This is a genomic window from Cupriavidus sp. U2, assembly GCF_009663685.2.
GTDB lineage: Bacteria > Pseudomonadota > Gammaproteobacteria > Burkholderiales > Burkholderiaceae > Cupriavidus > Cupriavidus necator_C.
This window is the reverse complement of the sequence record NZ_RCOG02000021.1, coordinates 50564-77229: the sequence shown is the minus strand read 5'-3', so window position 1 is coordinate 77229 and position 26666 is coordinate 50564. Positions and strand designations below refer to the sequence as shown.

Annotated in this window: 24 protein-coding genes and 2 pseudogenes; 17 read left to right on the top strand and 9 right to left on the bottom strand. The window is 60.0% G+C overall.

The features are described from left to right. Positions 1-133 precede the first annotated feature (133 nt). Entirely contained in the window at positions 134-865 is a 732-nt protein-coding gene (locus tag D9X30_RS16305) for an SDR family oxidoreductase (protein ID WP_153949730.1), read from the bottom strand. A gap of 111 nt (positions 866-976) precedes the next feature. On the opposite strand from D9X30_RS16305, the gene D9X30_RS16300 reads away from it, so the two are divergent. From D9X30_RS16300 to D9X30_RS16285, 4 genes are all read left to right on the top strand, one after another. Continuing rightward, positions 977-1885: a LysR family transcriptional regulator gene (locus D9X30_RS16300; protein ID WP_153949732.1), complete on the top strand. Its 909-nt coding sequence runs from the start codon at positions 977-979 to the stop codon at positions 1883-1885. Between the two features lie 294 nt (positions 1886-2179). After that, positions 2180-3646 (top strand): ATPase domain-containing protein, encoded by a 1467-nt coding sequence (locus tag D9X30_RS16295; RefSeq protein WP_153949734.1) that lies wholly within the window; start codon positions 2180-2182, stop codon positions 3644-3646. A gap of 5 nt (positions 3647-3651) precedes the next feature. Then, positions 3652-4029 (top strand): response regulator transcription factor, encoded by a 378-nt coding sequence (locus tag D9X30_RS16290; protein ID WP_153949736.1) that lies wholly within the window; start codon positions 3652-3654, stop codon positions 4027-4029. 896 nt (positions 4030-4925) lie between these two features. Then, positions 4926-5654 carry a response regulator transcription factor gene (locus D9X30_RS16285; RefSeq protein ID WP_153949738.1) on the top strand — a complete coding sequence of 243 codons (729 nt, stop codon included), beginning with the start codon at positions 4926-4928 and terminating at the stop codon, positions 5652-5654. A 1268-nt stretch (positions 5655-6922) separates the two neighbouring features. Here D9X30_RS16285 and D9X30_RS16280 read toward each other — a convergent pair. Both D9X30_RS16280 and D9X30_RS16275 read right to left on the bottom strand, forming a co-directional pair. Continuing rightward, complete coding sequence (locus tag D9X30_RS16280) at positions 6923-9172, bottom strand: ATP-binding protein (protein ID WP_153949740.1); 2250 nt, start codon at positions 9170-9172, stop codon at positions 6923-6925. 715 nt (positions 9173-9887) lie between these two features. Next, positions 9888-10046, bottom strand: coding sequence for a hypothetical protein (locus tag D9X30_RS16275; RefSeq protein WP_153949742.1), 159 nt, complete (start codon positions 10044-10046; stop codon positions 9888-9890). A 236-nt stretch (positions 10047-10282) separates the two neighbouring features. Here D9X30_RS16275 and nhaA point away from each other — a divergent pair. Continuing rightward, positions 10283-11649: pseudogene (nhaA, locus tag D9X30_RS16270) on the top strand (Na+/H+ antiporter NhaA). 475 nt (positions 11650-12124) lie between these two features. Continuing rightward, positions 12125-14560 carry a CheR family methyltransferase gene (locus tag D9X30_RS16260; RefSeq protein ID WP_153949743.1) on the top strand — a complete coding sequence of 812 codons (2436 nt, stop codon included), beginning with the start codon at positions 12125-12127 and terminating at the stop codon, positions 14558-14560. Positions 14561-14600: 40 nt separating this feature from the next. Here D9X30_RS16260 and D9X30_RS16255 read toward each other — a convergent pair whose 3' ends face one another. Next, entirely contained in the window at positions 14601-14885 is a 285-nt protein-coding gene (locus D9X30_RS16255) for a hypothetical protein (protein WP_066737583.1), read from the bottom strand. A gap of 392 nt (positions 14886-15277) precedes the next feature. Here D9X30_RS16255 and D9X30_RS16250 point away from each other — a divergent pair, with 392 nt between their 5' ends. Next, entirely contained in the window at positions 15278-15610 is a 333-nt protein-coding gene (locus D9X30_RS16250; RefSeq protein ID WP_194946592.1) for a hypothetical protein, read from the top strand. Here D9X30_RS16250 and D9X30_RS16245 read toward each other — a convergent pair. Continuing rightward, positions 15588-16154, bottom strand: a complete 567-nt coding sequence (locus D9X30_RS16245; RefSeq protein ID WP_249640983.1) for a transglutaminase-like domain-containing protein — start codon at positions 16152-16154, stop codon at positions 15588-15590. The genes D9X30_RS16250 and D9X30_RS16245 overlap by 23 nt on opposite strands. 177 nt (positions 16155-16331) lie before the next feature. Between D9X30_RS16245 and D9X30_RS16240 the strand changes: the two genes are divergently transcribed. The 9 genes and pseudogenes from D9X30_RS16240 to D9X30_RS16200 all read left to right on the top strand — a co-directional run bounded on the left by D9X30_RS16240 (position 16332) and on the right by D9X30_RS16200 (position 22430). Next, entirely contained in the window at positions 16332-16661 is a 330-nt protein-coding gene (locus tag D9X30_RS16240) for an ArsR/SmtB family transcription factor (RefSeq protein ID WP_153949744.1), read from the top strand. 3 nt (positions 16662-16664) lie between these two features. Beyond that, complete coding sequence (locus D9X30_RS16235) at positions 16665-17153, top strand: ArsI/CadI family heavy metal resistance metalloenzyme (protein ID WP_153949745.1); 489 nt, start codon at positions 16665-16667, stop codon at positions 17151-17153. 87 nt (positions 17154-17240) lie between these two features. Then, entirely contained in the window at positions 17241-17753 is a 513-nt protein-coding gene (locus tag D9X30_RS16230; protein WP_153949746.1) for an arsenate reductase ArsC, read from the top strand. After that, positions 17750-18814: an ACR3 family arsenite efflux transporter gene (arsB, locus tag D9X30_RS16225; RefSeq protein ID WP_153949747.1), complete on the top strand. Its 1065-nt coding sequence runs from the start codon at positions 17750-17752 to the stop codon at positions 18812-18814. The genes D9X30_RS16230 and arsB overlap by 4 nt, the downstream gene beginning before the upstream one ends. Positions 18815-18822: 8 nt before the next feature. After that, positions 18823-19245: an arsenate reductase (glutaredoxin) gene (arsC, locus tag D9X30_RS16220; protein ID WP_153949748.1), complete on the top strand. Its 423-nt coding sequence runs from the start codon at positions 18823-18825 to the stop codon at positions 19243-19245. Then, positions 19242-20006, top strand: a complete 765-nt coding sequence (gene arsH, locus D9X30_RS16215) for an arsenical resistance protein ArsH (RefSeq protein ID WP_153949749.1) — start codon at positions 19242-19244, stop codon at positions 20004-20006. The genes arsC and arsH overlap by 4 nt, the downstream gene beginning before the upstream one ends. A 17-nt stretch (positions 20007-20023) precedes the next feature. Further along, a pseudogene (locus D9X30_RS16210) lies at positions 20024-21216 on the top strand (MFS transporter). Between the two features lie 329 nt (positions 21217-21545). Beyond that, entirely contained in the window at positions 21546-21737 is a 192-nt protein-coding gene (locus tag D9X30_RS16205; protein WP_029051498.1) for a hypothetical protein, read from the top strand. A gap of 66 nt (positions 21738-21803) precedes the next feature. Further along, a complete protein-coding gene (locus D9X30_RS16200; protein ID WP_029051497.1) occupies positions 21804-22430 on the top strand; it encodes a tyrosine-type recombinase/integrase in 627 nt (208 codons plus the stop codon). Positions 22431-22577: 147 nt separating this feature from the next. Here the strand turns inward: D9X30_RS16200 and D9X30_RS16195 are convergent, their stop codons facing one another. The 4 genes from D9X30_RS16195 to D9X30_RS16180 all read right to left on the bottom strand — a co-directional run bounded on the left by D9X30_RS16195 (position 22578) and on the right by D9X30_RS16180 (position 25669). Beyond that, positions 22578-22952 carry a PHA-granule associated protein 4 gene (locus D9X30_RS16195; protein WP_153949750.1) on the bottom strand — a complete coding sequence of 125 codons (375 nt, stop codon included), beginning with the start codon at positions 22950-22952 and terminating at the stop codon, positions 22578-22580. A 24-nt stretch (positions 22953-22976) separates the two neighbouring features. Further along, positions 22977-23954: a Bug family tripartite tricarboxylate transporter substrate binding protein gene (locus tag D9X30_RS16190; RefSeq protein WP_153949751.1), complete on the bottom strand. Its 978-nt coding sequence runs from the start codon at positions 23952-23954 to the stop codon at positions 22977-22979. 32 nt (positions 23955-23986) lie between these two features. Next, a complete protein-coding gene (locus D9X30_RS16185; protein ID WP_153949752.1) occupies positions 23987-24847 on the bottom strand; it encodes an NAD(P)-dependent oxidoreductase in 861 nt (286 codons plus the stop codon). Positions 24848-24985: 138 nt separating this feature from the next. Then, entirely contained in the window at positions 24986-25669 is a 684-nt protein-coding gene (locus tag D9X30_RS16180; RefSeq protein WP_153949753.1) for a GntR family transcriptional regulator, read from the bottom strand. Positions 25670-25961: 292 nt separating this feature from the next. Here D9X30_RS16180 and D9X30_RS16175 point away from each other — a divergent pair, with 292 nt between their 5' ends. Continuing rightward, entirely contained in the window at positions 25962-26603 is a 642-nt protein-coding gene (locus D9X30_RS16175) for a 4-carboxy-4-hydroxy-2-oxoadipate aldolase/oxaloacetate decarboxylase (protein ID WP_153949754.1), read from the top strand. Positions 26604-26666 lie beyond the last annotated feature (63 nt).

The window sequence follows — 26666 nt, the reverse complement described above, 5'->3', positions numbered from 1 at the left end:
CTCTGTCCTCGCGCGCGGTCCCGGCCTGGCTGGTGGCTGCACCGCATGATTAATCGGGGGGGGGCGCCAACCGCAAAGGCCGGCGCGTGGAGACTTTTCCAGAGGCGGCGGCGCGATACCGGCCGCCTGCTTCTTAGAAATCCTGCACCGTGGGACGGATCACGATCTCATTCACGTCGACGGACGCAGGCTGGGCGATGGCATATGCGATAGCCTGGGCAATCGCATCGGCCGGAATGGCCATCTTGTAGAAATCGACGACGAAATCTCGGCTGTCTTTGTCACCGGAGCCGAACTTGAGATCGGTGTCGATCGCCCCAGGTGAGATGACGGTGGTGCGAATGTTGCCGCCGACCTCGTGCCGCAGTCCTTCGGAAATGGCGCGGACCGCGAACTTGGTGCCCGAATACACCGTACCGCCCGGGCTGAAGACTTTCAGCCCGACAACCGACGCGATATTCACAAAATGACCGAATTGCTGCTGTTCAAAGACCGGGAGCGCCGCAGCAACGCCGTAGAGAAGCCCTTTGATGTTGATGTCGATCATGCGGTCCCATTCTTCGGTCTTCCGAAGCGTCAGAGGCGCGATGGCCATCAGCCCGGCGTTGTTCACCATCACATCCAGACGGCCGTGCTGGGCGACGACATTGCTGACCAGGCGATCGACCTGCGCCTGGTCGGTGACATCGACGTGGTGCGCGGACGCCTTGCCGCCTTTTGCCTGAATATCGGCAGCGATTTGCTTGAGCTCGTCTATGCGACGCGCGGCCAGTGCGACGGTTGCGCCTTGCGAGGCCAGCAGCCTTGCGGTGGCTTCTCCGATTCCACTCGATGCACCGGTGATGAGGACGACTTTGCTTGACATGACTGTTCTCCAAGGGAGGTTGAACTGCTTGGAGACAAGTCTCGGCCACGGAGCGATCTTTGATTAGAGTAGAATATCTGTAATCTCTTTTCCACGTATGCAAAAGTCGCCATGACCGAACTTACGGATCTGAACGACATCGCCGTCTTCGTGCGTGTGGTGCAGCTCGATAGCTTTAGCCGCGCAGCGCAAGCGCTGGGCATGCCGGTCTCGACGGTGAGCCGGAAGGTTAGCGCCCTGGAACAACGCCTCGGCGTGACGCTCTTGCAACGTACGACGCGCAAACTCAGCCTGACGACGCAGGGGCGCGCTTACTACGACCAGTGCAGTGAGCCGTTGAGTCACCTTTTCGACGCGGAGCACGCGATTACCGAGACGCAGCGCAAACCGGAAGGGCTGCTCCGAGTATCGGGTCCGGTAATGCTGGAATATGAGCCCTTCTATACATTTCTATCGGCATTCTTGAACAAGTATCCAGGCATCCAAGTGGACCTGTACTTCACCAACCTGTTCGTGGACCTGATCGCGGAGAACGTGGACGTCGCCATTCGCTTCGGCGATTTGCAAGACTCCAGCCTGGTCGCGCAACGCGTAGGAAGAAGCGTGCGGTACTTGGTTGCGTCGCCGGAGTACGCGCGGACTCATACCCTCCCCGCTCGGCCAGAAGACCTCCGCGAGCATCCATGCGTTCTGATCAATGCTCGGAACAATGAGACGGACTGGCACTTGATGAGCGGCCGAAAGTCGGCAAAGATCCGGGTGACCGGCCCTGTCGCCGCACGTGACTTTCACATCGTGAACGCATTTGTACGTCGCGGGCATGGTATCGCGCTCCTTCCTTCCGGATATGCCGATGCGCAGATCGCCAGCGGCGAGCTTGTGCGCATCTTGCCCAACTGGTCATCACCGGAGATATCGGTGCACGCCGTTTATCCGACGCGCCGCTTTATGCCGTCGAAGCTAAGAGCTTTTCTTGACGAGTTGAAGGCTTGGGACAGCCCTCTTTGGCTTCCGCAGTGAGTCGCGAAACCTAATTGCAATGGGGGAGACTTTCGAAGACGGTGGTGAGCAAGGCCGGGCGTGGGCCAGTGGCTGTACACGACCCTTCCCACCTGTCGCGCCCGGGCGCACGCAAGGCCATCAGCGCCGTCGCCACGCCAGATTTTTGAAGATGTGGTTCTCATTGACTGCATCCCGAGTACTTTCGGCACACAGAGTCGTCTAAAATTCACGTGATCCGAAGCGCGCAGAGGCTGAATTCCCCCCCATCCCGGGTCGGGCCACATCGCCATCTGTCCTGACATTGAATTGGCTATGACAAAAGAGCTTGTCCGCGTACAAAGCGGCGTTCCCGGCCTGGACACGATCCTCTGCGGTGGCCTGGTGAAAGGCGCCGCCTATATCGTTCAAGGCAGCCCTGGTGCCGGAAAGACCATCCTGGCCAACCAGATCGCATTCAACCAGATCCGCGATGGCGGCCGGGCGCTATATGTGACCCTCCTTGCCGAGTCGCACGACCGGCTCTTTCAAGCCCTCTCGATGTTCGACTTCTACGATCCGTCTGCAGTCGGGCGGGATCTGTTCTATATCAGCCTGTTCAAGGTACTACGTGAGGAAGGGCTCGCCGCACTGGTCAACGCATTGCGCAACGAGCTTGCACGGCATCACTGCACGACCCTAGTGCTCGATGGACTGCTGATCGCAAAAGACAAGGCGGAGTCCGCGCTTGACGTCAAGACATTCGTGGCCGAGCTGCAGAGTCATACCGCTTTCACTGGCTGCACGGTGCTATTCCTGACCAGCGCCTCAATCGACGATGTCAGCCCAGAGCACACCATGGTCGACGGGGTCATACAGCTCAAGGAAGAACTAGTAGGTATCCGCACGGTCCGTCAGTTGCGCATTTCCAAGTCTCGAGGCAGTGCCGCCCTGGGTGGCTTGCATCAGTACCGGATTTCGGAGACCGGCATTGACGTGTATCCCCGGCTGGAGGCACTTCTTGGTACGCCGTCGAGCGAGGAATGGCTGCGCGACGAGCGCATTGCAACAGGCGTACACGGCCTGGAACAGTTGATCGGAGGCGGCCTGCCCCCTGCGGCCGTCACCCTCCTGATGGGCCCTGCCGGCAGCGGCAAAACGACCTTCGGGCTGAACTTCCTAAGTCTCGCGACGCCCGAGAAGCCCGCGCTCTACTTTGGCTTCTATGAATCGCCACAACGACTGAAAGCCAAAGGCCGAGCACTCGGGATTGATCTGGAGGCACTGGAACGCGCCGGTGCGCTCATTATCCTTTGGAACCCGATGACCGAAAACCTGCTCGACTCTCTCGGTCATCAGCTTCTCGATACGGTTCGCCAGCGACGCGTGCATCGCCTGTTCATTGACGGTATGACCGGATTCGAACGGGCGGCGGTTTATCCAGGGCGGCTGAGCGAATTCTATACGGCCCTGACGAACGAATTGCGCGCCATGGGTGTGTCGTCCGTCGCGACGCTGGAGATGCGAGACCTTAACGGGCTTGCCGGTACAGACCCCCTTCCTGAATTCACCAGCTTGATGGACAACCTTGTTTTGTTGCGACAGGCAGGCATGCACGGCGAACTGAGGCGGTTTATTGGCGTGGTGAAAATGCGCGACAGCGCCTTTGATACTGCCTTCCACGATGTCGTCATTGGCCCCGGGGGCTTGCAGGTTGCGAACCGCTTGATCATCCCAGGCGATACGGTCGACAAAGACGCTAGCATCGCATCCCCAAGTGTCCAAGCGCCCTCCGGGGCCTGAGTATCATGGCTACTGTAGTGGTCATCGACGACGAGACCATGAATGCCGACGCCCTGGCATTCGTGCTCACGGCCGAGGGACTGGAGGTTCGAACTGCAGCGGACGGCGAGGTCGGATTGCGGCTAATCTCGGACATACAGCCGGATGTCATAGTCACTGATTTCATGATGCCGATCATGACAGGATTTGACCTCGCACGCGCTGTTCGCGCCGACCCTTCGCACGTAATCTCCAAGATTCCAATCGTTCTCTTAACTGCGGCACAGGCAAAAATCGGGCGCAGCCATCCTGATTTGTTCGACGTTGTCTTTGAAAAGCCTTGCTCGCCCAAGGAAATTGTTGCGGCAGTGCTTCGTCTGGCGAAACAGCAACGCAACACGTGAATGCCCGTCTGGTGCGCCTCGCTGGCTGCTTTTGGCCATGGGTGCGCCAGCCTAGCAATCGCATAGCATTTCCCGATTTGAAGATCACGCAGCGTGGCCACTCGTAACGCTCCAGCGAGACCGTTTTCCGCAATTGAAACCGTGGAGGCGATCATTGAGCGCACCCCTGCACTCGTGGCAGAGCTCGATGAAAGGGCAAATCCTCCTCCCCGCATTGCCAATCCTCAGGCCCTGACGCTGTGTAGACGCCCCCCAACTTCGAAAGCGGCAAAGAGCCAAAGAAAAGCCCCAACGAACCGGGCGGGACGTCGGGGCACAATGGTTTCGACCAAGTCGCGGAACGTGGCCGAGCTGCAATTTCAGCGCAGAAATTTCGGCTTCGCAATACCTCAGCTGCGTTAGCCGCGTTTTGATGGGTCAACATGCCACAGCACAAACACCAAGGAAGTTATCAACGGGCCGAGACGGCAACGGCGGACGCTGACCCGTCCCAGTGGAGCCAGCCGCACACTCAACACAGACCAGCACCGGTTTCGATCCGAAATCACGCAGGGGAGGGCGGGCGAAGAACGGCCATCACAGCCTCTCTTGGGAGTCGAACGGCAGTTATCACCTTAGACCGTTCATCGTCGCTGTTCCTTAGTTGTGGCAGCGGCCCATTGAGCACAAAAGCCAAGCAGTTCCAGAATGCGGTCTAGCATCTCGCTTTCCTGGCCTGCCCGCGTTGCCCCACCCGTTTCCGCGGATCAACATATCTACCTTCAGTTCCTATGAGTTAGATGATTTCGCTCGTCGTGATGAAACTTTTCGCGTGAGCCGGGATGCCGGTTGTCGAGGCAGGCAGCGCTAGGTAATGTGGACAACGGTCAACCCCAATTCCTAAGAGGGTGAGCGCGATGATCGGGACTGTGTTTCTTGTTGATGATGATGTAAGCGCCAGAAAGGCTTTAGGCCGGCTGCTGCAGGCAAAGTGCTTTGCCACAAAGAGCTTCGGTTCGGCCGAAGAGTGTCGAACAGCCCTCGATACCGTTTATGGCCCTACATGCGTGGTAGCCGATCTGATCCTGCCAGGTATCACCGGCCATGAACTGTTGAAGCGGCTGCCACCGCACGTGCCCTTCATCATGCTCACTGGCCACGCGGACGTGAAACAAACCGTTGAGACGATGATGGCTGGCGCCGTGGATCTTCTTGAAAAGCCAGTTGACGAGCACCGACTCGTCATGGCGGTGCGCAGCGCACTCGAATTGGCAGTCCAAAGAGGAATCGAACGCGATGTCAAGGCGGCGCTTGACACAAAGATGCAACGGTTGACTCCTCGTGAAAGAGAGGTCATGGCCATGGTGACGACGGGCCTTCGAAATAAGGAGGTCGCCAACATCCTCGGAATTGTCGAAAAAACCGTGAAAGTCCATCGCGCCAACATCATGGGCAAGCTGGAGATCGATTCTCTTGCGGAGCTCGTGCGCTGCGCCGATAGATTGGGAATTACATACACCAGACCTGCGCGCTGTCCGGAGCACGGCGTCGCAACTTTGCACTTTTCCTTTACGAGTGTGAAGAATCGCGCCTTGCCTGTGGATGGGCCGCCCAGCTCACCGGCTCCTTCCTCCGCACGCACTTGATCCAAGCTCGCCTACGAAGGAGAATATTTTGTCCGCGCTCGGCACACGACCCATCTTGCAGAGAGAAGCGCATTGGGGCGACCCACTATTGTCGGCGTGGAATATTGAACCCCCGTGGGCCGATATAGGGACGACCAGTCGCATAAATAGGCGATTGTCGCGCAGGAATGAGGCCGGCGCGGATGCACCTTAAGCTTGTTTGGCGGCAGGAAATGAAAGCAAAACGAATTTTCATTTCTAATATCAATGGGCGTTGGCACGCAGTTGTTATGTTTTCTGATAACTCAACTGCCAACTCCGTTTCTTTCTACACTGAAGATGGGGCAACAGGGTGGGCGCTTTTTCGTTACCCGACGATCCCCGTCACATTGCGTCGAAAAGCGAAGTACCCGCCACCCAAAAAATGGCATGTACCGTGATTCGATCTGTTGTGAAATGACGGCTCGCGACTAAAGTCGTCTGCGGAACGGTGCTGCTACGCCCTAGCGTTGCCAGGAGCCCTGCTGTAGCGTGCCGAGACCCGTCGGACGATCCCTAGTTTGGCGCCACAGGGACGGCGTCGGGCGCCGGTGAAAACAAGAAGGACCCGCGATTCGGAGAATCGCCGGTCGTGGCACAGAGCGACCAGAGCCACGGGGAGGGAGCGAAAGGAGCAGTCTGCAACACTACGCAAACTTTCCTTTAGGATAGTTTCTGCAGGCGTCCCCCGCTATCCAACCAACAGCTAGCGCCCCCCGCAGTCGGAGCGAAAAAGGTTGGCCGTCGCGTGATTGTGCGATTGTGCTCGCGTGCAGGGCATACTCTATCGCGTCGAGTCAGGTGCAACCGTCCGTCACTTCGGCACTGAAGTAAGTGAATAAGTGCTTCGATCTTTCGTTGACGGTTCCGAGGTCCGCTTGGCTGCGTGCCCACAAGACATTCTGCGTCAGCAGTACTGATCATTTGAGCGTCAACGCGAAGGACAGATGCTTCGTTCTATTAATATCAGTTCGTTATGATTCGGAGGCTCGGTGTTGGACCCGAATATGGAAGCCGCTACTCGGGATTGGCTAGAGGCGATGGAGGCGGTGAGACGATGCATGGAGCAGATCCGGCGCAACGATATTGATGAGCACATCGTGCTCACAGTCGACAGGGCGCTCGCCGTCCGCAGCAAGATGCGGAAACTGGTTAGAGCCACTCCACTTCACAATCCTCCCGGCTTTCCGACGAGGCCGTAGTCTCTGACTGGATCGGCAAAGTCCTTCAGTAGCGGCGTGGCGTTGCGCCTAGGGCCCTCTGCTATCAAAGGTTTCCCGGACCTTTGCTGCGAGATCGTCGAACGAAAATGGTTTTGCCAGTAGCCGCACCCCGCGGTCCAGCCGACCGCCGTGCATGATGGCATTGCGTCCATATCCGGTCGTAAAGAGCGCTTTGATGGCCGGGCGTAGTGTTTGGGCGCGCGTGACGACTTCGACGCCGGTCATTCCACCGGGAAGGACCACATCGGTAAAGATGAGATCAATCTCGTTTGCCTCCAGTATGGCCAGCGCGGCGGGGCCACTGCCGGCTTCGAGTACCTGATAGCCAAGCTCCTTCAGCGCAGTGACCGTGTAAGTGCGAACGTCTGGATCGTCCTCTACGACAAGCACGCACTCATGCCGCTTCGAGTGCACGGTGGGAAGCGTCAAGTCGGCGTAAGCCAGATCGCTGTGCTCGCCCAATCGCGGCAGAAAAATCCGGACCGAGGTCCCATGGCCAGGCTCAGAATATAGCTTGACGTGACCTTTTGATTGCTTCGCAAAGCCATATACCTGGCTCAGACCCAAACCAGTGCCTTTTCCCTCCCCTTTCGTTGTGAAGAACGGCTCAAACGCGCGCGACAAAGTGGCAGCATCCATTCCCATACCGGTGTCGGTCACGGTGACCGCCACATATTGCCCTGCCTCGACATCCACAAGGCGCGACACGTAAGCTTCGTCCAGCGTCTCGTTGGAGGTCTCGATGGTTAATATCCCGCCATCAGGCATCGCATCGCGCGCGTTTACCGCGAGATTGAGCAAGGCGGCTTCCAATTCGTTCGGATCGGCCTCAGTCCGCCAGAGGTCCGTTGCGAGCGCAGTGTGCAATTGCACGTTCTCTCCAAGCGTTCGATGAAACAGTTCCTGTACGCCTTGGACAGCCAAATTGATATTCAGCGGCTTCGGATCGAGTGGCTGCCGCCGGGCAAAGGCAAGAAGCTTCTGCGTCAGCGCGGCGGCACGTCGCGCGCCGGTCATTGCGAGCGACGCCGCCCGGCGCTGCCGGGGCATCTCTTCGGGCAAGGTTCGCGTCAACAAATCGAGATTTCCGACGATCACTTGCAAAAGATTGTTGAAATCATGTGCGATACCCCCCGTTAGCTGGCCGACTGCTTCCATTTTCTGGGCTTGTCGCAACGTCTCGGCGTTCTTAACCAGCTCCTCGGTGCGCAGCCGAACCTGCTCCTCGAGGCCAAGGTTCAGTTCCCGCAGGGCGGCTTCCGCTTGACGACGCTCCTCGATCTCCCGCTGTGTACTTTCGTACAGACGGACATTGTCGATGGCAACCGCCGCCTCGCCCGCCAGACCGCTCAAACTCAATTCAGACGCTTCGGTAAAAACACCCGGTGTGGCGTGGCCGAAAAATAGGCCGCCCAGGACGCCCCCGGATCGCGACAAAACAGGAACTGCCAGATAGCTTCGAACGGGAAGATGGCCTTCCGGCATCCCAGCATACGGTACGTTGTGACCATAGCGCGGATCCTGCGTAATGTCGGCAGAACGAACGATGCCTGTTCCGGAGAAGGTCGGGGCGAACACAGCCGTGTTTCGGGGCATCGGAAATTTGGTAAAGCGCTCGCGCGGCGCCCCCGAAATTGTGTAGAGCGTATAGCTCTCACCCGTCGCATCCACCATGTTGTAGAAGAACGCACCAAACTGGGCGCCGCTGAGTTCCACTCCTGCATCGGTGACGGTCTGAAGGACGGCATGAAGATCGGTCTCCTTAGCCAAAGTCGTGCCCGCGCGATTGAGAATCTCCAGGGCGCGCGTCCTCTCCCGCAGTGTAGCCTCAGTCTCTCGCTGTGCCGTTCGGTCGCGAAGCACCTTAACCAGTCCGGCGTCCGCACGCCCGTAGGCAAGAGGCTTCATCTCCCCGACCGCCCAAATCCGCGTGCCACTTTTTGTGACTCGCCATCCCTCTGCGCCACCGCTGCCCCCTTCCAAAGCCCGCGAGATTTCCGTCCGAAGGATTGCTTCTCCGCCTTCGTCGTCAGGAATAATGCGGCTTAGCGATTGTCCCAACATCTCCGCTTCGGTCCATCCAAGCAAGTGATGGGCGCCTTCGCTCCACCCTGTGACGCGCCCCTCTTCGTCGAGGGTGATGATGGCTGTCTCCACTGCACTGTTCAAAATGCAACGATAGCGATCCAGGAGACTGATGTCCGGGTTTTCGATCTGGACGTCGCCGGGCTGGCTTTGTGTAGACAGAGGGACGAATGGACTGACGGCCGAACGCATGGGTTTTCTCCGGTCTTCTCTTGTACGGACTGTCGCTGCCGAAGCTGCTTTCGCCATCACGAGCATTGGAGACCCAGGTTCTCCTGGGGCGAATACGACACCTTAACTGCATTTCGCATCTTTCGGACAAAATCCTACAGCGAAGAAACGGCTCCTCTCATAAGGTAGTCGTACATCCACCGTGCGTCGATGCCCTCCCGACCTTTTCCTTGCTCGCCTCTGGCGGGCTCTTTTTTCAACGTCTAATTCGGTCGTGGCGGCTGCGATCCCGGCCTGCCCCCGGGTCTACCTACTGTGAGAAAAAGTGGACGAGCGTCGTGTTGGCACCCTCAATATTCCGCAACGTGCCCGAGTCTGAGCGCTGCATCGTCGAAGTCTCGCGCAAAATCGAGACTCTGCGGCGCTATGTGCAGTTCGTTGAATCACAGGGCGGAGAAGCCTCCCACGCCAAATATGCCATGCAAAGCATGTGCAGCGCGCTCGTGGTTCTCCGACGTCAACGGAACGCGACCTTGGAGCTCATAGGCGCTCTCAATTCGGTATCGACAGCAGACTTAGCAATCGCCAATACTTCCGGCGCATCGGCTGAATGAAGATGCAACTTAAAAGAGCCTGAGCCAGGAGGGGTCATGGTTGAACAGCCCTCGGCGAGTCGCGGTTTCCGGTTTGTTTGTGATCCGGCACGGGCGGCTCAACGAAGTGGAATTCGTAATATTCAGTTCTTGATCTGCACATTCAGGTCCGTGCCGGTAGCATTGACCTGCCACTGCCACACTAACCGTCCGACCTCCAGCGCGGTCAAGACGCTGACAAACAGTCCGACAGACAAGGCAATGGCGCCAAACAACCCGGAACCATAAAGAAGCGATCCCATGTCTGCCTCCCCTGAATCGCGCGCGATTCGCTACAAATTGGCTGCTCCGATATAAGCAGCCCATTCATTTCAACTCACCCGGAAAAGCTGTGTCCATTGGGCGAAGGTCCATCGCAGAGTCTGGGAGGTTGACCCGTGCCGCTTGCCCCTATAATCTGCGACGGGGTGTCCGTTTGCGTCAGGTAGCGGGCAGGTTATTTGCGTCGGTCGGGCCGCCACGCGGAACGACCACGATCATGATGCGACACCCCGACTATCGAGATATCCCGCGGACGCAACGTCTTGCCCAGCAGGCTCTAACAACTCTGGACCGGTTTTTTCACGTCGAAGCCGTCAGCGGTATCGTGCTGCTGCTTGCGGCCGCAGCCGCCCTCCTTTGGGCCAATCTTACAGACTCACACAGTTACGAGGCCTTGTGGCACACGCCGGTAGCTTTCGGAATCGGGTCCTATCAATTTGCCCGGTCGTTGCATTTCTGGATCAATGACGGGGTCATGACAATCTTCTTCCTAATCGTCGGGATGGAGATACGAAGGGAAATTCACGAAGGTGCGTTGAGCCAGCTTCAACAGGCGGCGCTGCCCTTGGCTTCCGCGCTCGGGGGCGTGGCGGTACCCGCCATGATTTACGTCAGTCTGAATAGCGTGACGCCCGGCAGAGACGGTTGGGCGGTGCCAACCGCCACCGATATTGCCTTCGCGGTTGGCATTCTTGCCTTACTGGGGCGCGCCATCCCCTCAAACGTGCGGGTCTTCCTACTGGCGCTGGCCATCATCGACGATATCATCGCCGTTCTGATCATCGCTCTGTTTTATTCCGCCAGCCTGCAGCCCGCCGGTTTCGCGATTGCCGCCGGCGGCCTGATGGTCGCCGCAATCATGCAGCGCGCGGGCATCAGCGTCGCCCTCCCGTATGCGGTACCCGGGGCCGTGGTGTGGGCAGGGCTGCTTTTTGCCGGCGTCCATCCTACTCTGGCTGGCGTCGCGCTGGGCCTCATGACGCCCGTGCGGCCGACACCCACCCGCGAACGTCCTAAAGATATTCTTTCCCGGGTCGCCGCCGATCTGCAACAACGCGACGAAGATCCACACGCTGGCATTGAAGAACTAAACCAATCCAGGAAGGAACTGCTTCTCGCCCATCGCGAATTGCAACCGCCCGTGGTGCGCGTGCAAACCGCGCTCCATCCTTGGGTCGCCTATGGCGTAATGCCCTTGTTTGCGTTGGCAAATGCTGGCATCAGCTTGGACGGTGTCGACTTAGCTCCGCGACGCAGCTCGCAGTGCTATTCGGGGTTGCCGTAGCTCTGGCCATGGGAAAACCGGCAGGCATACTGGGCGTGGCTTGGATTCTGGTAAAGCTAGGATGGTGTCGGCTACCCCAAGGAGTAACGTGGCGTGGTGTCATTCTCATCGGCCTTTTGGCGGGCATCGGGTTCACCATGTCCATTTTCATTGCCATGCTTGCCTTCGACGATCCCGCGCTGCTAGCGGCTGCGAAGTCCGGTGTGCTGGTTGGCTCCATTGTGGCGGCAGCCTTTGGTTTGACGTGGGGGTTCTACGCCGTGAAGCCCACGCCCGAAAGCAAGGCGGCCGACGCCTGATCACCTAATGCCCCGATGAAGGGGTCATGTCGTTTCGGTGTCATTGCCAGCGATGGGTGGCGATGCAAGAAAGGCCCGTATTATCGCTCGCCGACGCTGCACCCACAGAAGATCGGCGTGACGCCTTCGCAATGCGCCAAGGACTGCCATCGCTAAGGCAACGTCCCCGCCGTCGTCGCGTACGACGCGCACTCGAGGTGCCTGGGCCCATGCAAGCCGGCGCGCCTGGGCAATATGAGCCCGAAGGACGTCGTCGCGTGTTTCTTTTCCGTTCAACATCTCGTACATGTTCCGCCGTCAAACCGACCTTTTAGCAGCATCCGGCTGCGCCAGGGACGTGCGAATAAAGCACATTTCGGACAGGGAGGGGACTTGGGTAGCCAAACGAGGTGTCGCCCTTGCGCGTGGATTGCGCGTTGCTACGCTAGAAGTGCCACCGGAAGTCGGCTGATGCTCCGCTATGTGGGAGATGACAATGGATAAGTCGTTAGCTAGAAGCCCGGTCGACGTTCCTGTCGTTGCCGTCGGCGCGTCGGCCGGCGGCATCACCGCCCTGCAGAAGCTTTTTGAGGGACTTCCTGCCAAGCTGCCGTTTGCGCTCGTCGTGCTGCAGCATTTGCCCAGCGACCGCCCCAGTGGTTTGCCAGATCTGCTGGCGAGATGGACCCGTCTGCCGGTCCAGGTCGCTGCAGACGGCATGCGACCCGAAACGAATACGGTGTACGTCCCAGCGCCTGATCATATCCTGACGCTTGAAAATGGCCGGTTTCATACAAGCCAGGCGCAAGGCGGCGGTCGACGGCCCGGCATCGACACGATTGACGCATTCCTTGAAAGTCTGGCGCTGCGTGAGGAACCGCGCTCCATAGCGGTCATCCTGTCAGGTACCGGCATGGACGGAACCGCAGGTGCGGTCCGCATTCGTCAGGCTGGCGGCATCGTCATCGTACAGGACCCCCTCACGGCCTTGCATGACTCGATGCCTCAAGCCGTCATCCAGCGCGGCATCCATGACCATATCCTGCCTGTCGGCGCGATGGGTCGACAACTGGTGGCCTGCGCCGACCCAGCTTATGTACGTCCTACGGGCTCCGCGGACTGGACAGGTGGCATGTCGCAGACGCTGGGCCGGATAATCGAACTGGTGGGACAGCGGGCGGGATTCAACTTGAGCGGATACAAGCCTTCGCCGCTGCTTTGGCGCGTCCAACAACGTATGGATATGCGAAAGGTCTGGTCGTTCGACGACTATGCCCTGCTTCTCGAGGATGATCCCGTCGAACTGGAGGCACTGGTGCGCGGCATCCCCATCCATGTTACCGAATTCTTCCGTGACAGCGATGCCTGGGAGACCCTGGGCAACGAAGTGCTCAGACCGCTGGTCGCCGCGGCCGGAACCGCTCGCACGGTAAGGGTATGGACGCCGGCATGCGCGACGGGCGAGGAGGCGTACTCCATAGCGATGCTCCTCGACGAAATCGCGCACGAATTGGCCACCCCTCCGGACTTCCAGATCTTTGCTACAGACGCTGCGCCGGAGCTCGTCGCGAAGGCGAGTCGTGGCGTGTTCCGAAGTGAGGCTCTGACGGGGCTATCGCCCGCGCGCCAGAGCCGGTACCTTTACCAGGTCGACGCGTTCTTCCGCGTGAAACGGTTCCTGCGTGAAAAATTGGTGTTCGTGCCGCAGGATCTACTCTCGGACCCACCGTTTGCGGAACTCGACCTGGTCACCTGCCGTAACCTGTTCATCTATCTGGAGCGAGAGACAGTCGAGGAAGTCTTGTTCCGTCTTCACGGTGCGTTGCGCACTGGCGGCGTCCTATTTCTGGGCAGGAGTGAAGCCCTGCCTGCTAACGCCCAAGGCTTCGAAGCGGTCTCTGCAAAATGGAATATCTATCGCAAAGTCGGCCCAATGCCAGGTGTCCGACGCCACCCCGTATCGACTGCTCCGAGTAGCACAGCGCGGACAGCGGCTGCGCTTCGCGTAGCCCATGAGCAATTCGACGTTCCGTCGGCACTGATCGACCACAGGGGCGACGTGCTAAGGACATACGGTAGCACGAAGGGTATCTTGACACTGCCCGCCGGGGAGCCCTCCCTCAATCTCACGGATCTCGTCCCACGGGAATGGGTGTCACAACTTCAATACGGCATCCGCCAAGTGCTGGAAGCGCACGAACCTCTGACCATGACAAACCTGAAAGCCGGCGTTGCAAAGGACACTCAGCTAAGCATGCGACTTACCCCGCTCCAAACCTTGGGTGGAGGTGCATGGGACCGTATTCTGGTGTCGTTCATACAGGAGCAAGACTGTGCTGACGCACTTGGTGCGGGCGACTCCGACCTTTTACACGACGATCTCGCTGCGGGCGCCAGCGTCAACTGGAAAGACGAAGCGCGCACGTCCCGCGAGGAGCTGGAAGCGTCGCGCGAGGAATTGCAGGCCCTCAACGAGGAACTCAAGGCGTCCAACGAACAGCTCAAACAGAGCAACGAGGATCTCAACGATGTCAATCGCGACCTGACGAGGAACATCGAGCGGCTCGCGATGCAAAGCCGCGTGTTGCTTTCCGGCCAGGTCATGGCTCTTTTTCTTGATCTGGAACTGAGACTTCAGTGGTTCACCCCGACGATGCGGGACGTATTTCCACTGAGGCCGGCCGACACCGGGAGGAAAATCGCTGACCTCGTGCCGATATTCCGCGACCCTGACTTCTATAACGACATCCAGCATGTGGTCCGCACCGGCGAATCGCGCGAAGCCGTCACACGCGACGACAAGGGCCGAAGCTTTCTGCGCAAGACATTTCCGTACCTCTCAGAGACAGCCGCGATCGCCGGTGTGGCAATTACGTTCGCCGATATCGGCGCTTATATAGGCTCAGAGGCGCTAGACAAGCGAGGAGCCTAGGACCCAGAGTAAGGTACGCATGGCAGGCGGCATCCCCGTGTCAGATACCCGCCAGCGATTCGCCGCTGACCAATCCTTCGATGATGTCCGTCCCGTGCTGGACCGCTGCGCGCTTGGCCACACCCAAATCGGCCCACTGTGCATCCGGTACTTGAAAGACTCGCCCACTGTCGGCTGTCGGCGCGATACCCTCCCGACAGATCACTACGGAGGCGCTGTAGCTACGGTCCGGCCTTCGTTCATGCCATTCACGCGGCGGATCGTATTTGTAGACTAGCGGGTAAATGTCGAAGCCTTTGCTGTTTGCTGCCGGATAAGTGTCCATGCCATGCTCCCAAGGAGAAGTCTCCCACTCTACGCTGATTGTCCGCGACGGCCAGCATTTATTTTTGGGCCTGGACGCACCCTAGACGACGTAGGACAACGGCCTACATCCCTCGACGATGTTCCCGTTCAGCATGACAGTCTCTCGCAAACTCTTGCGACACGGGCTAACCGCCGCATTGATCAACTTCACCGGGGCGTAGCTCTTGGCCGATCCAGCAGACACGACCGCGCATAGCTATCGCGGGCTAGTACTGTCCGTAAAGGTATTTCTTGAGGACTCCGATCCCCTGAAGTTCAGTACTGGCTGGGGCTATGAGGTATGCGTCGATGAGGTGCAGCACGGCACGCGCGTTTGGGGGCCGCTTCATTCAGGCACCCCCTATGAGTCGCATGGTTGCGCCGAACACGCAGGTGTTCAGCGAGGCCGTCTCGCCATCGACCTGCTGCTGGGCCTGCTGCAGGCTTCTTGGCGCTGATCTGGAGGCCCCACGCTCTGTCAGAGAGACTACGCCTGAGCCATGGCAGATCCCGCTGGAACGCATCCCAGCGGCGTTCGTCGATGAAGCCATGGAACCGAAGAATGGAACGCGGCAATGGAAAACCCAGATCATGGAAGGCGGCCAGCAACTGAGCGCGGATCACCAGGTCGAGATGGCGCGTGTTGTGGCGAGCGGCATGCCAATGCCGGCGGCAGAATCGGTCAGAGCCTCGATTTCGATGTAGGGCCGCTCCGACCCGACCTTGCCGAATATCGCGGCAAAGGGAACATCGGCGGCATCCCGGCCGGTGCCGATGCGCAGCAGTCCGGTCGGAATGGACATCCCGACGGATCAAGCAAATACCAGCCGTTCGAGAGATACACCTCGAGCACCGCATGGAAATCGGGTGGCCCCATCGCCGGATCCGCGCCATAGTCCAGGCTGCTGGAAATACGGGCCTGGATGCTCAGCGCGCGACAGATGGCGATCATCAAATGAGCGAAATCCCGGCACACCCCCGTACGCTCCATGAGCGTATCGATCGCCGACGTCCCCTCGTTGGTCGACCGTGAAAGAAAGCGCACATGGTTGCGCACCCACTCCCGTATCGCATACACGCGCGGGTAGCCCTGCCGCATGCTGCCAAACTCGCGCATCGCAAATTCCATCATGCGGTCAGATTCGCAATAACGGCTCGGGGCCAGGTAGGGCAGCACTTCGAAAGGCAGGTCGGCGACCGCGACCTGCGATAGCGTTTCGCCATCATCGAGCCAATGCTCGATCTCCACCACTGCCTCATACCGAATTCCCAAGCGGCCCTTGTTCTTTACTCAGGACACGTTGCTCGCTGTCTCACGTACCTCGCTAACTAGACGCCGTATATTGACCCGGCTGAGCCACCTGCTGAGGCCGACCGTCACAACAGTACGCTTGCAACGCTTTTATGATTCGACTATAGTCGAATCATGGAAACCGATAACGCCCTGGAAGCGCTTGCCGCGCTCGCCCACGCCGTCCGTCTGGCTGTGTTCCGCCTGCTCGTGCAGGCCGGCCCCGAAGGCCTGCCGGCTGGCCGCATTGCCGAACTGATGGAGATGCCGGCCTCCTCGCTGTCATTCCACCTCAAGGAATTACACCGCGCCGGTCTGCTGGCCAGCCGCCAGGAGGGCCGCTCGATCATCTACATGGCGCGCTTCGAGACCATGAATGCCCTGCTTGGCTATCTCACGGAGAACTGCTGTGGCGGCCATCCGTGTTCGCCGGTGTCCTCCTGTTCCGTCGCCACGGGGTCCTGAACCATGAAGCGCTTCCACGTCCATGTCAGCGTGGCCAATCTGCCGGCCAGCATCCGCTACTACTCGGCCCTGTTCGCTGCCGAACCCATCGTCGTCCGGGACGACTACGCCAAGTGGGCGCTCGACGACCCGCGCGTGAACTTCGCGATCTCCAATCGCACGGAGAAGCTCGGCGTCGACCATCTCGGCATCCAGGTAGAGACCGACGCGGAGCTGGCCGAGATGCAGACGCGCCTCGCCAGCGCCGACCTGCCCCTGCATTCCCAGTCCGAGACGAACTGCTGCTACGCAACTTCGAACAAGCATTGGTCGGTGGACCCAACGGGGATCGCCTGGGAATCGTTCCACACGCTTGGTGGCGCGCCGACCTATGGTGAGTCACGGGAGCGGAGCGCCGAGGCCGCCGCGTGCTGCGTGCCGGTCCAATTGAGCGCCACGCCGAAGCCAACCGCCAAAACCGCCTGCTGCACGCCGGAATCCGGCTGCTGCTGAGCACTCCCTAACCCGCCTCCCGCATCGGGACCTCGCGCGAGGAGGCACCCGCTCGCCCCAACGTCGCTCAATCGCCCAACAACCACCATGTCCGACAAGACTTTCAACGTGCTGGTGCTGTGCACCGGCAATTCCGCCCGCAGCGTCATGGCCGAAGCGCTGTTCAATGTGCTCGGCAAGGGGCGCTTTCACGCCTACAGCGCCGGCAGCCATCCCTCTGGCACGGTCAATCCCTTTGCCATCGAGCGCTGCCAGTCGATCGGCTACGACACGTCCGGCCTGCGCAGCAAGAGCTGGGACGAGTTCGCCCTGCCCGATGCCCCCGGGATGGATTTCGTCATCACCGTCTGCGACCAGGCCGCAGGCGAGGTGTGCCCGATCTGGCCTGGCACGCCCATCACCGCACATTGGGGCTTCATGGACCCCGCCGCCATCCAGGGCTCGGACGACGAGAAGCGCAAGGTGTTCGACCAGGTCTTCCGTCAGATCCTCAATCGCGTCAGCCAGTTCGTGAACCTGCCGCTGCACGTGCTGGACCATAACGCCATCCAGAAGGAGATGCGCGCGATCGGCGAGCAGCCTGTGGAGGCCGGGCAATGAGCACGGCGCAACGGGCCGCGGGGGTCGCGCAACCCAGCGCCATCGGCTTCTTCGAGCGCTATCTGACCGTCTGGGTGGCCCTCTGCATCGTGGCCGGCATCCTGCTCGGCCAATGGCTGCCGCCGGTCTTCCAGGCCATTGGCGCCATGGAGGTCGCACAAGTGAACCTGCCGGTCGGCATCCTGATCTGGATCATGATCATCCCGATGCTGATCAAGATCGATTTCGGTGCCATGGGCCAGGTCGCGGGACACTGGCGCGGCATCGGCGTCACGCTCTTCGTCAACTGGCTGGTTAAACCGTTCTCCATGGCGCTGCTGGGGTGGATCTTCATCCGTCACCTGTTCGCGGGCTGGCTGCCAGTGGATCAACTCGACAGCTATATCGCCGGCCTGATCCTGCTGGCGGCGGCACCCTGCACGGCGATGGTGTTTGTCTGGTCCCAGCTCTGCAAGGGCGATCCGTACTTCACGCTGTCGCAGGTGGCGCTCAACGACGCGATCATGGTCGTGGCCTTCGCGCCCGTCGTCGCGCTGCTGTTGGGTCTGTCGTCGATCACCGTGCCGTGGGACACGCTGATCACGTCGGTCGCGCTCTACATTGTGGTGCCGGTGCTGATCGCGCAGGGTATCCGCAGGGCGTTGCTGGCACGCGGCGAAGCCACCTACAAGCGAGTGGTCGGTGCGCTGGGGCCCTACTCGATCACCGCGCTGCTGGCGACACTGGTGCTGCTGTTCGGCTTCCAGGGCAATGCCATCGTCGAGCAGCCGCTCATCATCCTGCTGCTGGCCGTGCCGATCCTGATTCAGGTCCCGCTGAACTCCGGCCTGGCCTACCTGCTCAATCGCAAGCTCGGCGTCGCCCACTGCGTGGCGGGCCCATCGGCGCTGATCGGCGCAAGCAACTTCTTCGAGCTGGCCGTGGCCACCGCCATCAGCCTGTTCGGTTTCCAGTCGGGCGCGGCGCTCGCCACCGTCGTCGGCGTGCTGATCGAGGTCCCCGTGATGCTGTTCGTCGTCGGCGTGGTCAACCGTTCGCAGCACTGGTACGAATCGCACTGAGATACCCCATGACCGTCACCATCTATCACAACCCCGCCTGCGGCACATCGCGCAACACGCTCGCCATGATCCGCAACGCGGGCATCAAGCCGACCGTCATCGAGTACCTGAGCACGCCGCCCGACCGGCAGACCTTGCAGGCAATGATCCGCGACGCCGGGCTCACCGTGCGCGAAGCGATCCGCGAGAAGGGCACGCCTTATGCCGAGCTTGCTCTCGCCGATCCCTCGCTGACTGATGACCAGTTGCTGGACGCGATGCTGGCCCATCCGATCCTGATCAACCGTCCCTTCGTCGTCACCGCGTTGGGCGTACGGTTGTGCAGGCCCTCCGAGCTGGTGCTGGACATCCTGCTGGCGCCGCAGCAAGGCGCCTTCACAAAGGAAGACGGCGAAGCCGTCATCGACGCGCAAGGGCGGAGAATCCAATGACCGCGGATCTTCCCAATATCGTCCCTGCGGTGCTCGATACGCCTGAGCTCTATAAGCTGGAACCGCCACGCGTCAGCACCCACCCGCCGCGCATCCTGCTGCTCTACGGTTCGCTGCGCGAGACTTCCTATAGCCGGCTGCTGGTGCTGGAAGCCGAACGGATTCTCCAGCACTTCGGGGCGGAGACCCGCGTGTTCGACCCGCGCGACCTGCCGATGGCGGACAGCGTGCCCGCTGATCACCCCAAGGTGGTCGAACTGCGCAAGCTCTCCGAGTGGTCGGAAGGCCAAGTCTGGTGTAGCCCCGAGCGCCATGGCACGGTGACGGCCGTCTTCAAGAACCAGATCGACTGGCTCCCGCTGGAGATTGGCGGCATTCGCCCGACCCAGGGCCGCACGCTGGCCGTCATGCAGGTGTGCGGCGGCTCGCAGTCGTTCAACGCCGTCAACACGCTGCGCGTGCTGGGCCGATGGATGCGCATGATCACGATTCCGAACCAGTCGTCGGTGGCCAAGGCGTACCAGGAGTTCGACGGCAACGGCCGCATGAAGCCGTCGTCCTACTACGACCGCGTGGTCGACGTCATGGAAGAGCTCGTCAAGTTCACACTGCTGGTACGTGACCGCAGCGACTACCTGACGGACCGCTACAGCGAGCGCAAGGAAGCCGCGCCCCCCAACGCGACGGCGCTGGCAGCGGCGGCCATGCAGCACGAGAACGAGGCCCAGACCGGCGACACCGACAGCAACGAAGTGGAATAACCAGGAACGGGACGGCCATGGAGCCAAGCAGTAGCGTGATCGCCAGGCTGGGAATTGCCCAGACGCTGGCCTGGGGTTCGACCTACTACCTGTCGGCCATGCTGGCAACGCCCATGGCAAAGGATCTTGGTGTCTCCGCGCCGACGATCTTTACTGCCTTCAGAATCGCCCTGGTGGTGTCCGAATTGCTGGGACCCGTCTCCGGGAGGATGATCGATCGGACGGGCGGCCGGTCGGTGCTCGTGGCCACGAGCCTGGTATTCGCAGTCGGACTCGCCGGGCTCGGAGTGGCCCAAGGGGCCGTGGGCCTCTTCGCCGCCTGGGTGATCCTGGGTATCGGCATGGGCGCAGGGCTCTACGAAGCGGCGTTCGCCACGCTGGTCGCGCTGTACGGCCACCATTCGCGCGGCGCGATCACCGGCATCACGCTGATCGCCGGCTTTGCCAGTACGGTCGGCTGGCCGCTCTCTGCTTACATTGAGGCGCACATCGGTTGGCGAGGCGCCTGCCTGGCCTGGGCGGCGCTACATCTCACGCTTGGGCTGGCCCTGAACCTGAGCATGCCGCGGATGGCAGCCGGAGCGAATGCGCCCAGCGAAGCCGTGCCATCAACGCGTAGGATAGGCCGCACCCGGGTGACGAGCGTTCGCAGCGGACGGCTTCCTATGCGCTGACCTTCGTTTTCGCGGCGACCTGGTTTATCAGCACAGCGATGGCCGTACACCTTCCGCGGCTGCTGCAGGCGGGTGGGGCGTCGTTGGCCATGGCCGTGATGGTGGGTGCGCTGATCGGACCGGCGCAAGTCGGTGCCCGGATCCTGGAGTTCGGCCTGCTGCGCAAGGTCCACCCCTTGCTGTCGGCGCGGATCGCGGCGGCGCTGCATCCCATTGGCGCATTGGCGTTCGGTGTGGCCGGAGCGCCCGCGGCGGCCCTGTTTGGCGTCCTACACGGGGCGGGCAACGGCATTCTCACGATTGCCAAGGGCACGCTGCCGCTGGTTATTTTCGGGCCGGGCGGGTATGGCCACCGTCAGGGCTTGTTAATGGTGCCGGCCCGCGTCGCCCAAGCAATGGCGCCGTGGCTCTTCGGCATGCTGCTCGATTCCTTGGGCGCTAGGGCGCTCTGGGTGTCGTCGGCTCTTGGATTCGCCTCAATCCTCACGCTATTTCTTCTGCACGGACAGAGGCGCACGGCAGCCGCCGCTGCATAAGCCACGGTTCGCTTGCTTTCGAACGACCGCTTTGCGGCGGTGTGCTGCCTCTGGGAGCGCAGTTGCTGGCTGGCGGGAATAGGCGGTCACCGCCCACTCATCAAGACCCACCTCCGTCCCGGACAGAAGCTCGGCGATTGAATCTCGGCAATCAGTGAATCGGCAAGATCCGAAACTGCCCCCGCACGAAAATGTTGGTCCTATGCTTGCGCTCTTCGGAGCCTGCTGTGCCCTCGCGCGCATCCTGAGAAAGATTGGCAACTCGCTGATCCATGGAGATCTCCGGCCGTCACATGCTGTAATCCCCTTTTCTGCCATGGAGATACGCGATGGATGACCATACCCAAATTCTCGTCTGCAAATGCGGCGTCACCGTCCGGATCCGCGAACTGCACTTTGAGATTGGAGGCAATCAGGCCTTGGACTGGGCGCCATGTCCACTGTGCTATCGGAAGCTCTACCAGATGAGCGTCGAAGGCGTCGTGTCAGCGGAGTTGGTTTCGGAAGCAGAGTGGGACTAGCGCCCGCCACTTGAGAGGTTCCGGCACAGGCGCAGAATGGGCTCCCATCCACTCCAGGAGTGAGTCATGACTACCTCCCAACCATCTGTAAGCCGCCGTGCCCCGTGGAACAAGGGAAGACTGACGGGGCAGAAGCCTCCTCTGAAGCTGTCCGAGATTTGGGCAATCCGTACGCGCCTTCAGCTCGCCGCTAGCACGAGAGATTTGGCGATGTTCAACCTCGCCATCGACAGCAAGCTGCGCGCTTGCGATTTGATTCGTCTCCGCGTACAAGATGTCAGCGTAGGAAGCCAAGTTGGCATGCGTGCGACGGTCATGCAACAGAAGACGCATCGACCCGTGCAATTTGAGATTACTGGACAGACTCGGGAATGCCTCCAGGCCTGGATACGCGCACGGGGATTGAGCTGCGGCGACTTCTTGTTCCCCAGTCGTTTGCGCTCGTCGCCCCATCTATCGACCCGACAATATGCCAGGTTGGTCCATCGCTGGATAGCGTCAATCGGCCTTGACACTTCCGCTTATGGGACGCATTCAATCCGGCGAACCAAGGTCTCGCTAATCTATAGACGGACCAGAAACCTGAGAGCTGTCCAACTGCTCCTCGGGCATACAAAGCTCGAGAGTACCGTCCGGTATCTGGGAATTGAGGTAGATGACGCCTTGGAGATTGCTGAGCAAACTGAAGTCTGACCATACTTCTGGCCGGCAGGCGGGCGCTTGCCGGCCAGGAACGGCCGCATCGCCCAAGCATTCCGATGACCGTTTTGGTAGAGGAATCTGCCCACTGCGCACCGACAGCGTTGTCGTTGTCGTCGGCAGCCGTCAGAGGGCTCGCCCCTAGACCCACGTTTCATTCGGCATGCCGGTCAATTGATCGATACCAAGCAGGCGGTCGCCGAGCGTTACCGCGCGACGCAGGATTCGCGTCAACTGCTCATCGGAAACCAAGCTCCATTCGAAACTGCAATAGAGGTTGCGTTGGCGGTAAGTCGATTTTGCACGGCTGAGACCTGATTCTAGGGCGGACGACGAGACGACAAGAATGTTGTCGACGCCACGCGTTAACACGCGAACGTTGCATTCCAGTCCAAGGCGGCTCAGTTCGGCCGTATCCCGCCACGCGCTGGCATAGTCCAACTCGAGATCAATGCCTCGATGGCCGCGGAGCGCTTTAATCGCCTCGGCCTTCGATCGAACGATAACGCGAGTCATGTAATCCCGTGGACCAGGCCAGGTCTACTCGACCTTCGCGCCCGATTCCTTGATGACGCGTGCCCAGCGAATCGATTCACTCTGCATGTACTGCGTGTACTGCTGAGGTGTTCCGCCAAGAATCTCCGAACCCTGGTCTTGCAGCTTCGTGCGAACCGCCTTGTCTTGCAGGGTGCGTTCAGTGGCGTCGCGTAGACGGGCGACAATGGCGTCCGGGGTCCCCTTCGGCACCAGAATTCCCTGCCAGGCACCCATCACCAGAGAATCGAGACCAGTAGCTTCTTTGATGGTGGGGACGTCAGCAAGGATCGGCGAGCGCTTGTCGCTCGTGAGAGCAAGAGCCTTCAGCTTTCCCGCCTTGATGTGGGGCGTCGCCTCATTGAGCGGCAGGAACATGAACTGCGTTGAGCCGGAGATCAGATCCGTTATGGCCGGTGCGCTCCCCTTGTAGGCCACGTGCGTGACCTGTATGTCCATCTCTTTCGCAAACAGGGCACCTCCGAGATGCAGCAGGGCTCCAGAGCCCGACGAAGCATAGTTCAGCTTGCCAGGGTTCGCCTTCGCATAGGAGACCAGGTCCTTTACGTTGTTCACCGGGAGTTTTGGGGTTGCCACCAGGACGAGTGGGATGTTCGCCGTCAGGCTGATAGGGACGAAATCATTGAACGCATCAAACTGCACGTTTTGATACAGCGATGGTGCCAGTACGATGGCCGAGGTACTGTAGAAAATCGTGTAGCCGTCAGGCGCCGAACGCTTGGCTTCCGTCGCCGCAATATTGCCACCAGCGCCAGGCTTGTTGTCCGGCACGATAGACGTCGACAATTGAGACGCCAGTCCCTGCGCCACGATGCGCGCATTGATGTCGGCCGAACCCCCTGGAGGGAATCCGACTAGCATGCGCACAGGTTTGCTCGGGTATTTGTCCGCTGCATTGGCGGACGGTGCGATGACGGCAAACGAAATGACGGCTGCCGACGCGGCGAGAAGAAGTTTCTGCATTGCTGTCTCCGGATGCTTTTGCATTTTTTCTGTTAAGCGGCCTGCTTGAGCAGCCACTGAAGGGCGTCTTCCAGCGAGGGGTTCTCACCAACTGGATGTGTGTCGATTGCTGCAGCGGTGTTGGCGAAGCGCGCTTCCACGCCGGGCAGCACGAGAGACGTCAGCCCCGCCCCCTGCAACTCCCTTTGCGCCTCTGCAACTTCATGCGTGCGTCGCTTGGCATGAATCGCGTGCGTTCGCACGAGCATGTTGATGAAGTCCTCGAGCGGACTCTCGTCGATGTCCTTCAGGACGCCATATAGCTTGTCGCGAACCCCCTGTTTTTCCGCGGCCATCAGCAATTCCACCGACAGCGCTTCCATGCCCTTGGTAAAAACACTGCGCAACACCTTCAGGGAAATTGCGTCCCCTGCAGCACCACCTTCGACAACGCGAGCGTTACCCCCGGCACGCTGAATGAGTTCAGCGAATTCGCTCGCGCCGTTGCCCGCACACAATAGCGGTGTGCGCGACAACGCCAGTGAGATGGCTCCCATCACCGCAACGTCGGCATATCCAAGGCCCTTGGCTTTGGCGCGCACGGCTGCCACGCGCTTGTCTGCCGGGCTGGCCGTGGTCAGGTCGGCGTATCGTGCGCCCAGCTTCATGTGGTCAAAGCACTGACCTGCAACATCGAGCGATACAGCGCCGAAAACGCAGGAAAGGACCCAGTCTGCATCAGCCAGCCACGGGCCGACTTCGTTGTGAACGGTCAGCTCGAACTTGCTGGCCATGTCGCGCCCGGCTTGCGAAAGATGGGAGTCGCAAAATTGAAAGGTCGTGCCCGGGATGGTTGCGAGTGCGGTCACGTAGCAGCGGCCCACTTCGCCCAGGCCAATGATTGCGATGTTCAAGACTGTCTCCTGGCTAATGAAGCCGAAGAGTACAAAATAAAAACAGTCGGAACAATATGAATTCGCGAAGTCGCGGGTAAACGCGGGTGAATCCGGGCTTCATGGCTAATGAAAGTGTCATTATCGCCACGTGTTGTTCTATTTTTGTATGGGGCCAGTTCTTGATTCAAAACTGTCCAGGCGGCGGCTCATGAATCGCTGGTTCGAAACGAGCAGGTGGACCGACATGAGTTGTTCGGCCAGGTCGCCATCGTGCAACTCGACGGCCATGGCGATGTCCCGATGGTGCTGAAGGCTGCGAAGCAGGTCGTCTTGCTCGTACAGAAAGAACGATCGGGTGATGATCGGCATATCAATCATCGTTTCCAGGATGGTCTTCAGGCGCTGCGACCCAGCCGCGTCGAGCATCAAACGGTGGAAACGACTGTTCGCCGCCTGTATTTCCACGATACCGTCATCGGAGCCGCCGGAATTCGCAATGGCGCGAGCCATTTCCTCGTTGCATTGCTTGAGTTGCGCGATGATCTCGCCATCGGCGCGCTCGGCCGCAAGCCGCGCCGCGAACGGCTCGAGCCGAATACGCAGGCGGAACATGTCCTCGATGTCCCACCTCGTCCATCCAGCCACAAACACCCCCCGGCCAGTCTCCTGAACAGCCAGCCCATCGTCGATGAGACGCTTGAGCGCGGCCCGAACAGGGGTGCGACTGACGCCCATATCCTCAGCGATGTGCTCTTCCTTCAACTGAGTACCGGCCGTGTAGTGGCCCGCCACGATTCGCTTCTTCAGCACTTCGTAGGTCTGCTCGCTGCCCTTTTTCATCGCTGTTCTTTGATTGTTTCAGTGCGTCGGCGTGGCCGCGCCTCCTGCCGGACCGCAATGAGCACGGCTCACGCTGCAATCGTACCAAACACCGGGCGCAACACTTCGATAAGTGGCACTGGAGGCAGTTTACCCCACAAATGTACTTTTGTTGTACGCGACCTCTACTTCAACCCCTCTTTTTTCCACGTATACCCGTATCGCTGTAGATTCGTCTTGCCGCCTCTTGTTTTTATTTTGTACTATCCGCACATCAAACAAGGATTTGATTCACATCGACACAGGAGACGACATGTCCGCCAACAAACAGCAACTCGAGCGTCTGAAAGCCCTCGGCACCGCAACAGTCCATGAAGCCCAAGGCCAAAAAGGCGCCTTGGACTCAGGGCTTAAGCCGCTGGACCCGACGCTGCGCATGGCGGGCCCAGCCGTCACGGTGGACATTCGCCCGAGCGACAACCTAATGATTCACTATGCGCTGACCAAGGCAAAACCGGGCGACGTACTGGTCGTGGACGCAAAAGGCTTCCTGGAAGCCGGCCCCTGGGGCGACGTCCTGACCCTGGCCGCCCTCGAACTGGGCCTTGCCGGCCTGGTCGTCAATGGGTCGGTTCGCGATGGCAACGCCATTATCGAGATGGGCTTCCCCGTGTTCTGCCGCGGGCTTTCGATCAAGGGCACCGGCAAGAACCAGCCGGGCAAGGTAAATGTGCCAGTCCACTTCGGTGGCGTGCAAATCAATCCGGGCGACATCATTGTCGGGGACCGTGACGGCCTGGTGGTTGTGTCCCCGATTGAAGTCGACAGCGTCATCGACAAGAGCGTCGAGCGCGAGCACAAGGAAGAGGGCATGCGTGTTGCCTTGAAGGAAGGCAAGACGATGGTCGAGCTTTTGAACCTGAGTGAAACACTGCATCGCTTCGGCCTGCAGTAAATGCACGCTGCGCCCGGCTGACGGGCACATCTTCCTTATTCGTTTGAGCGCTCGCAGAAGCGC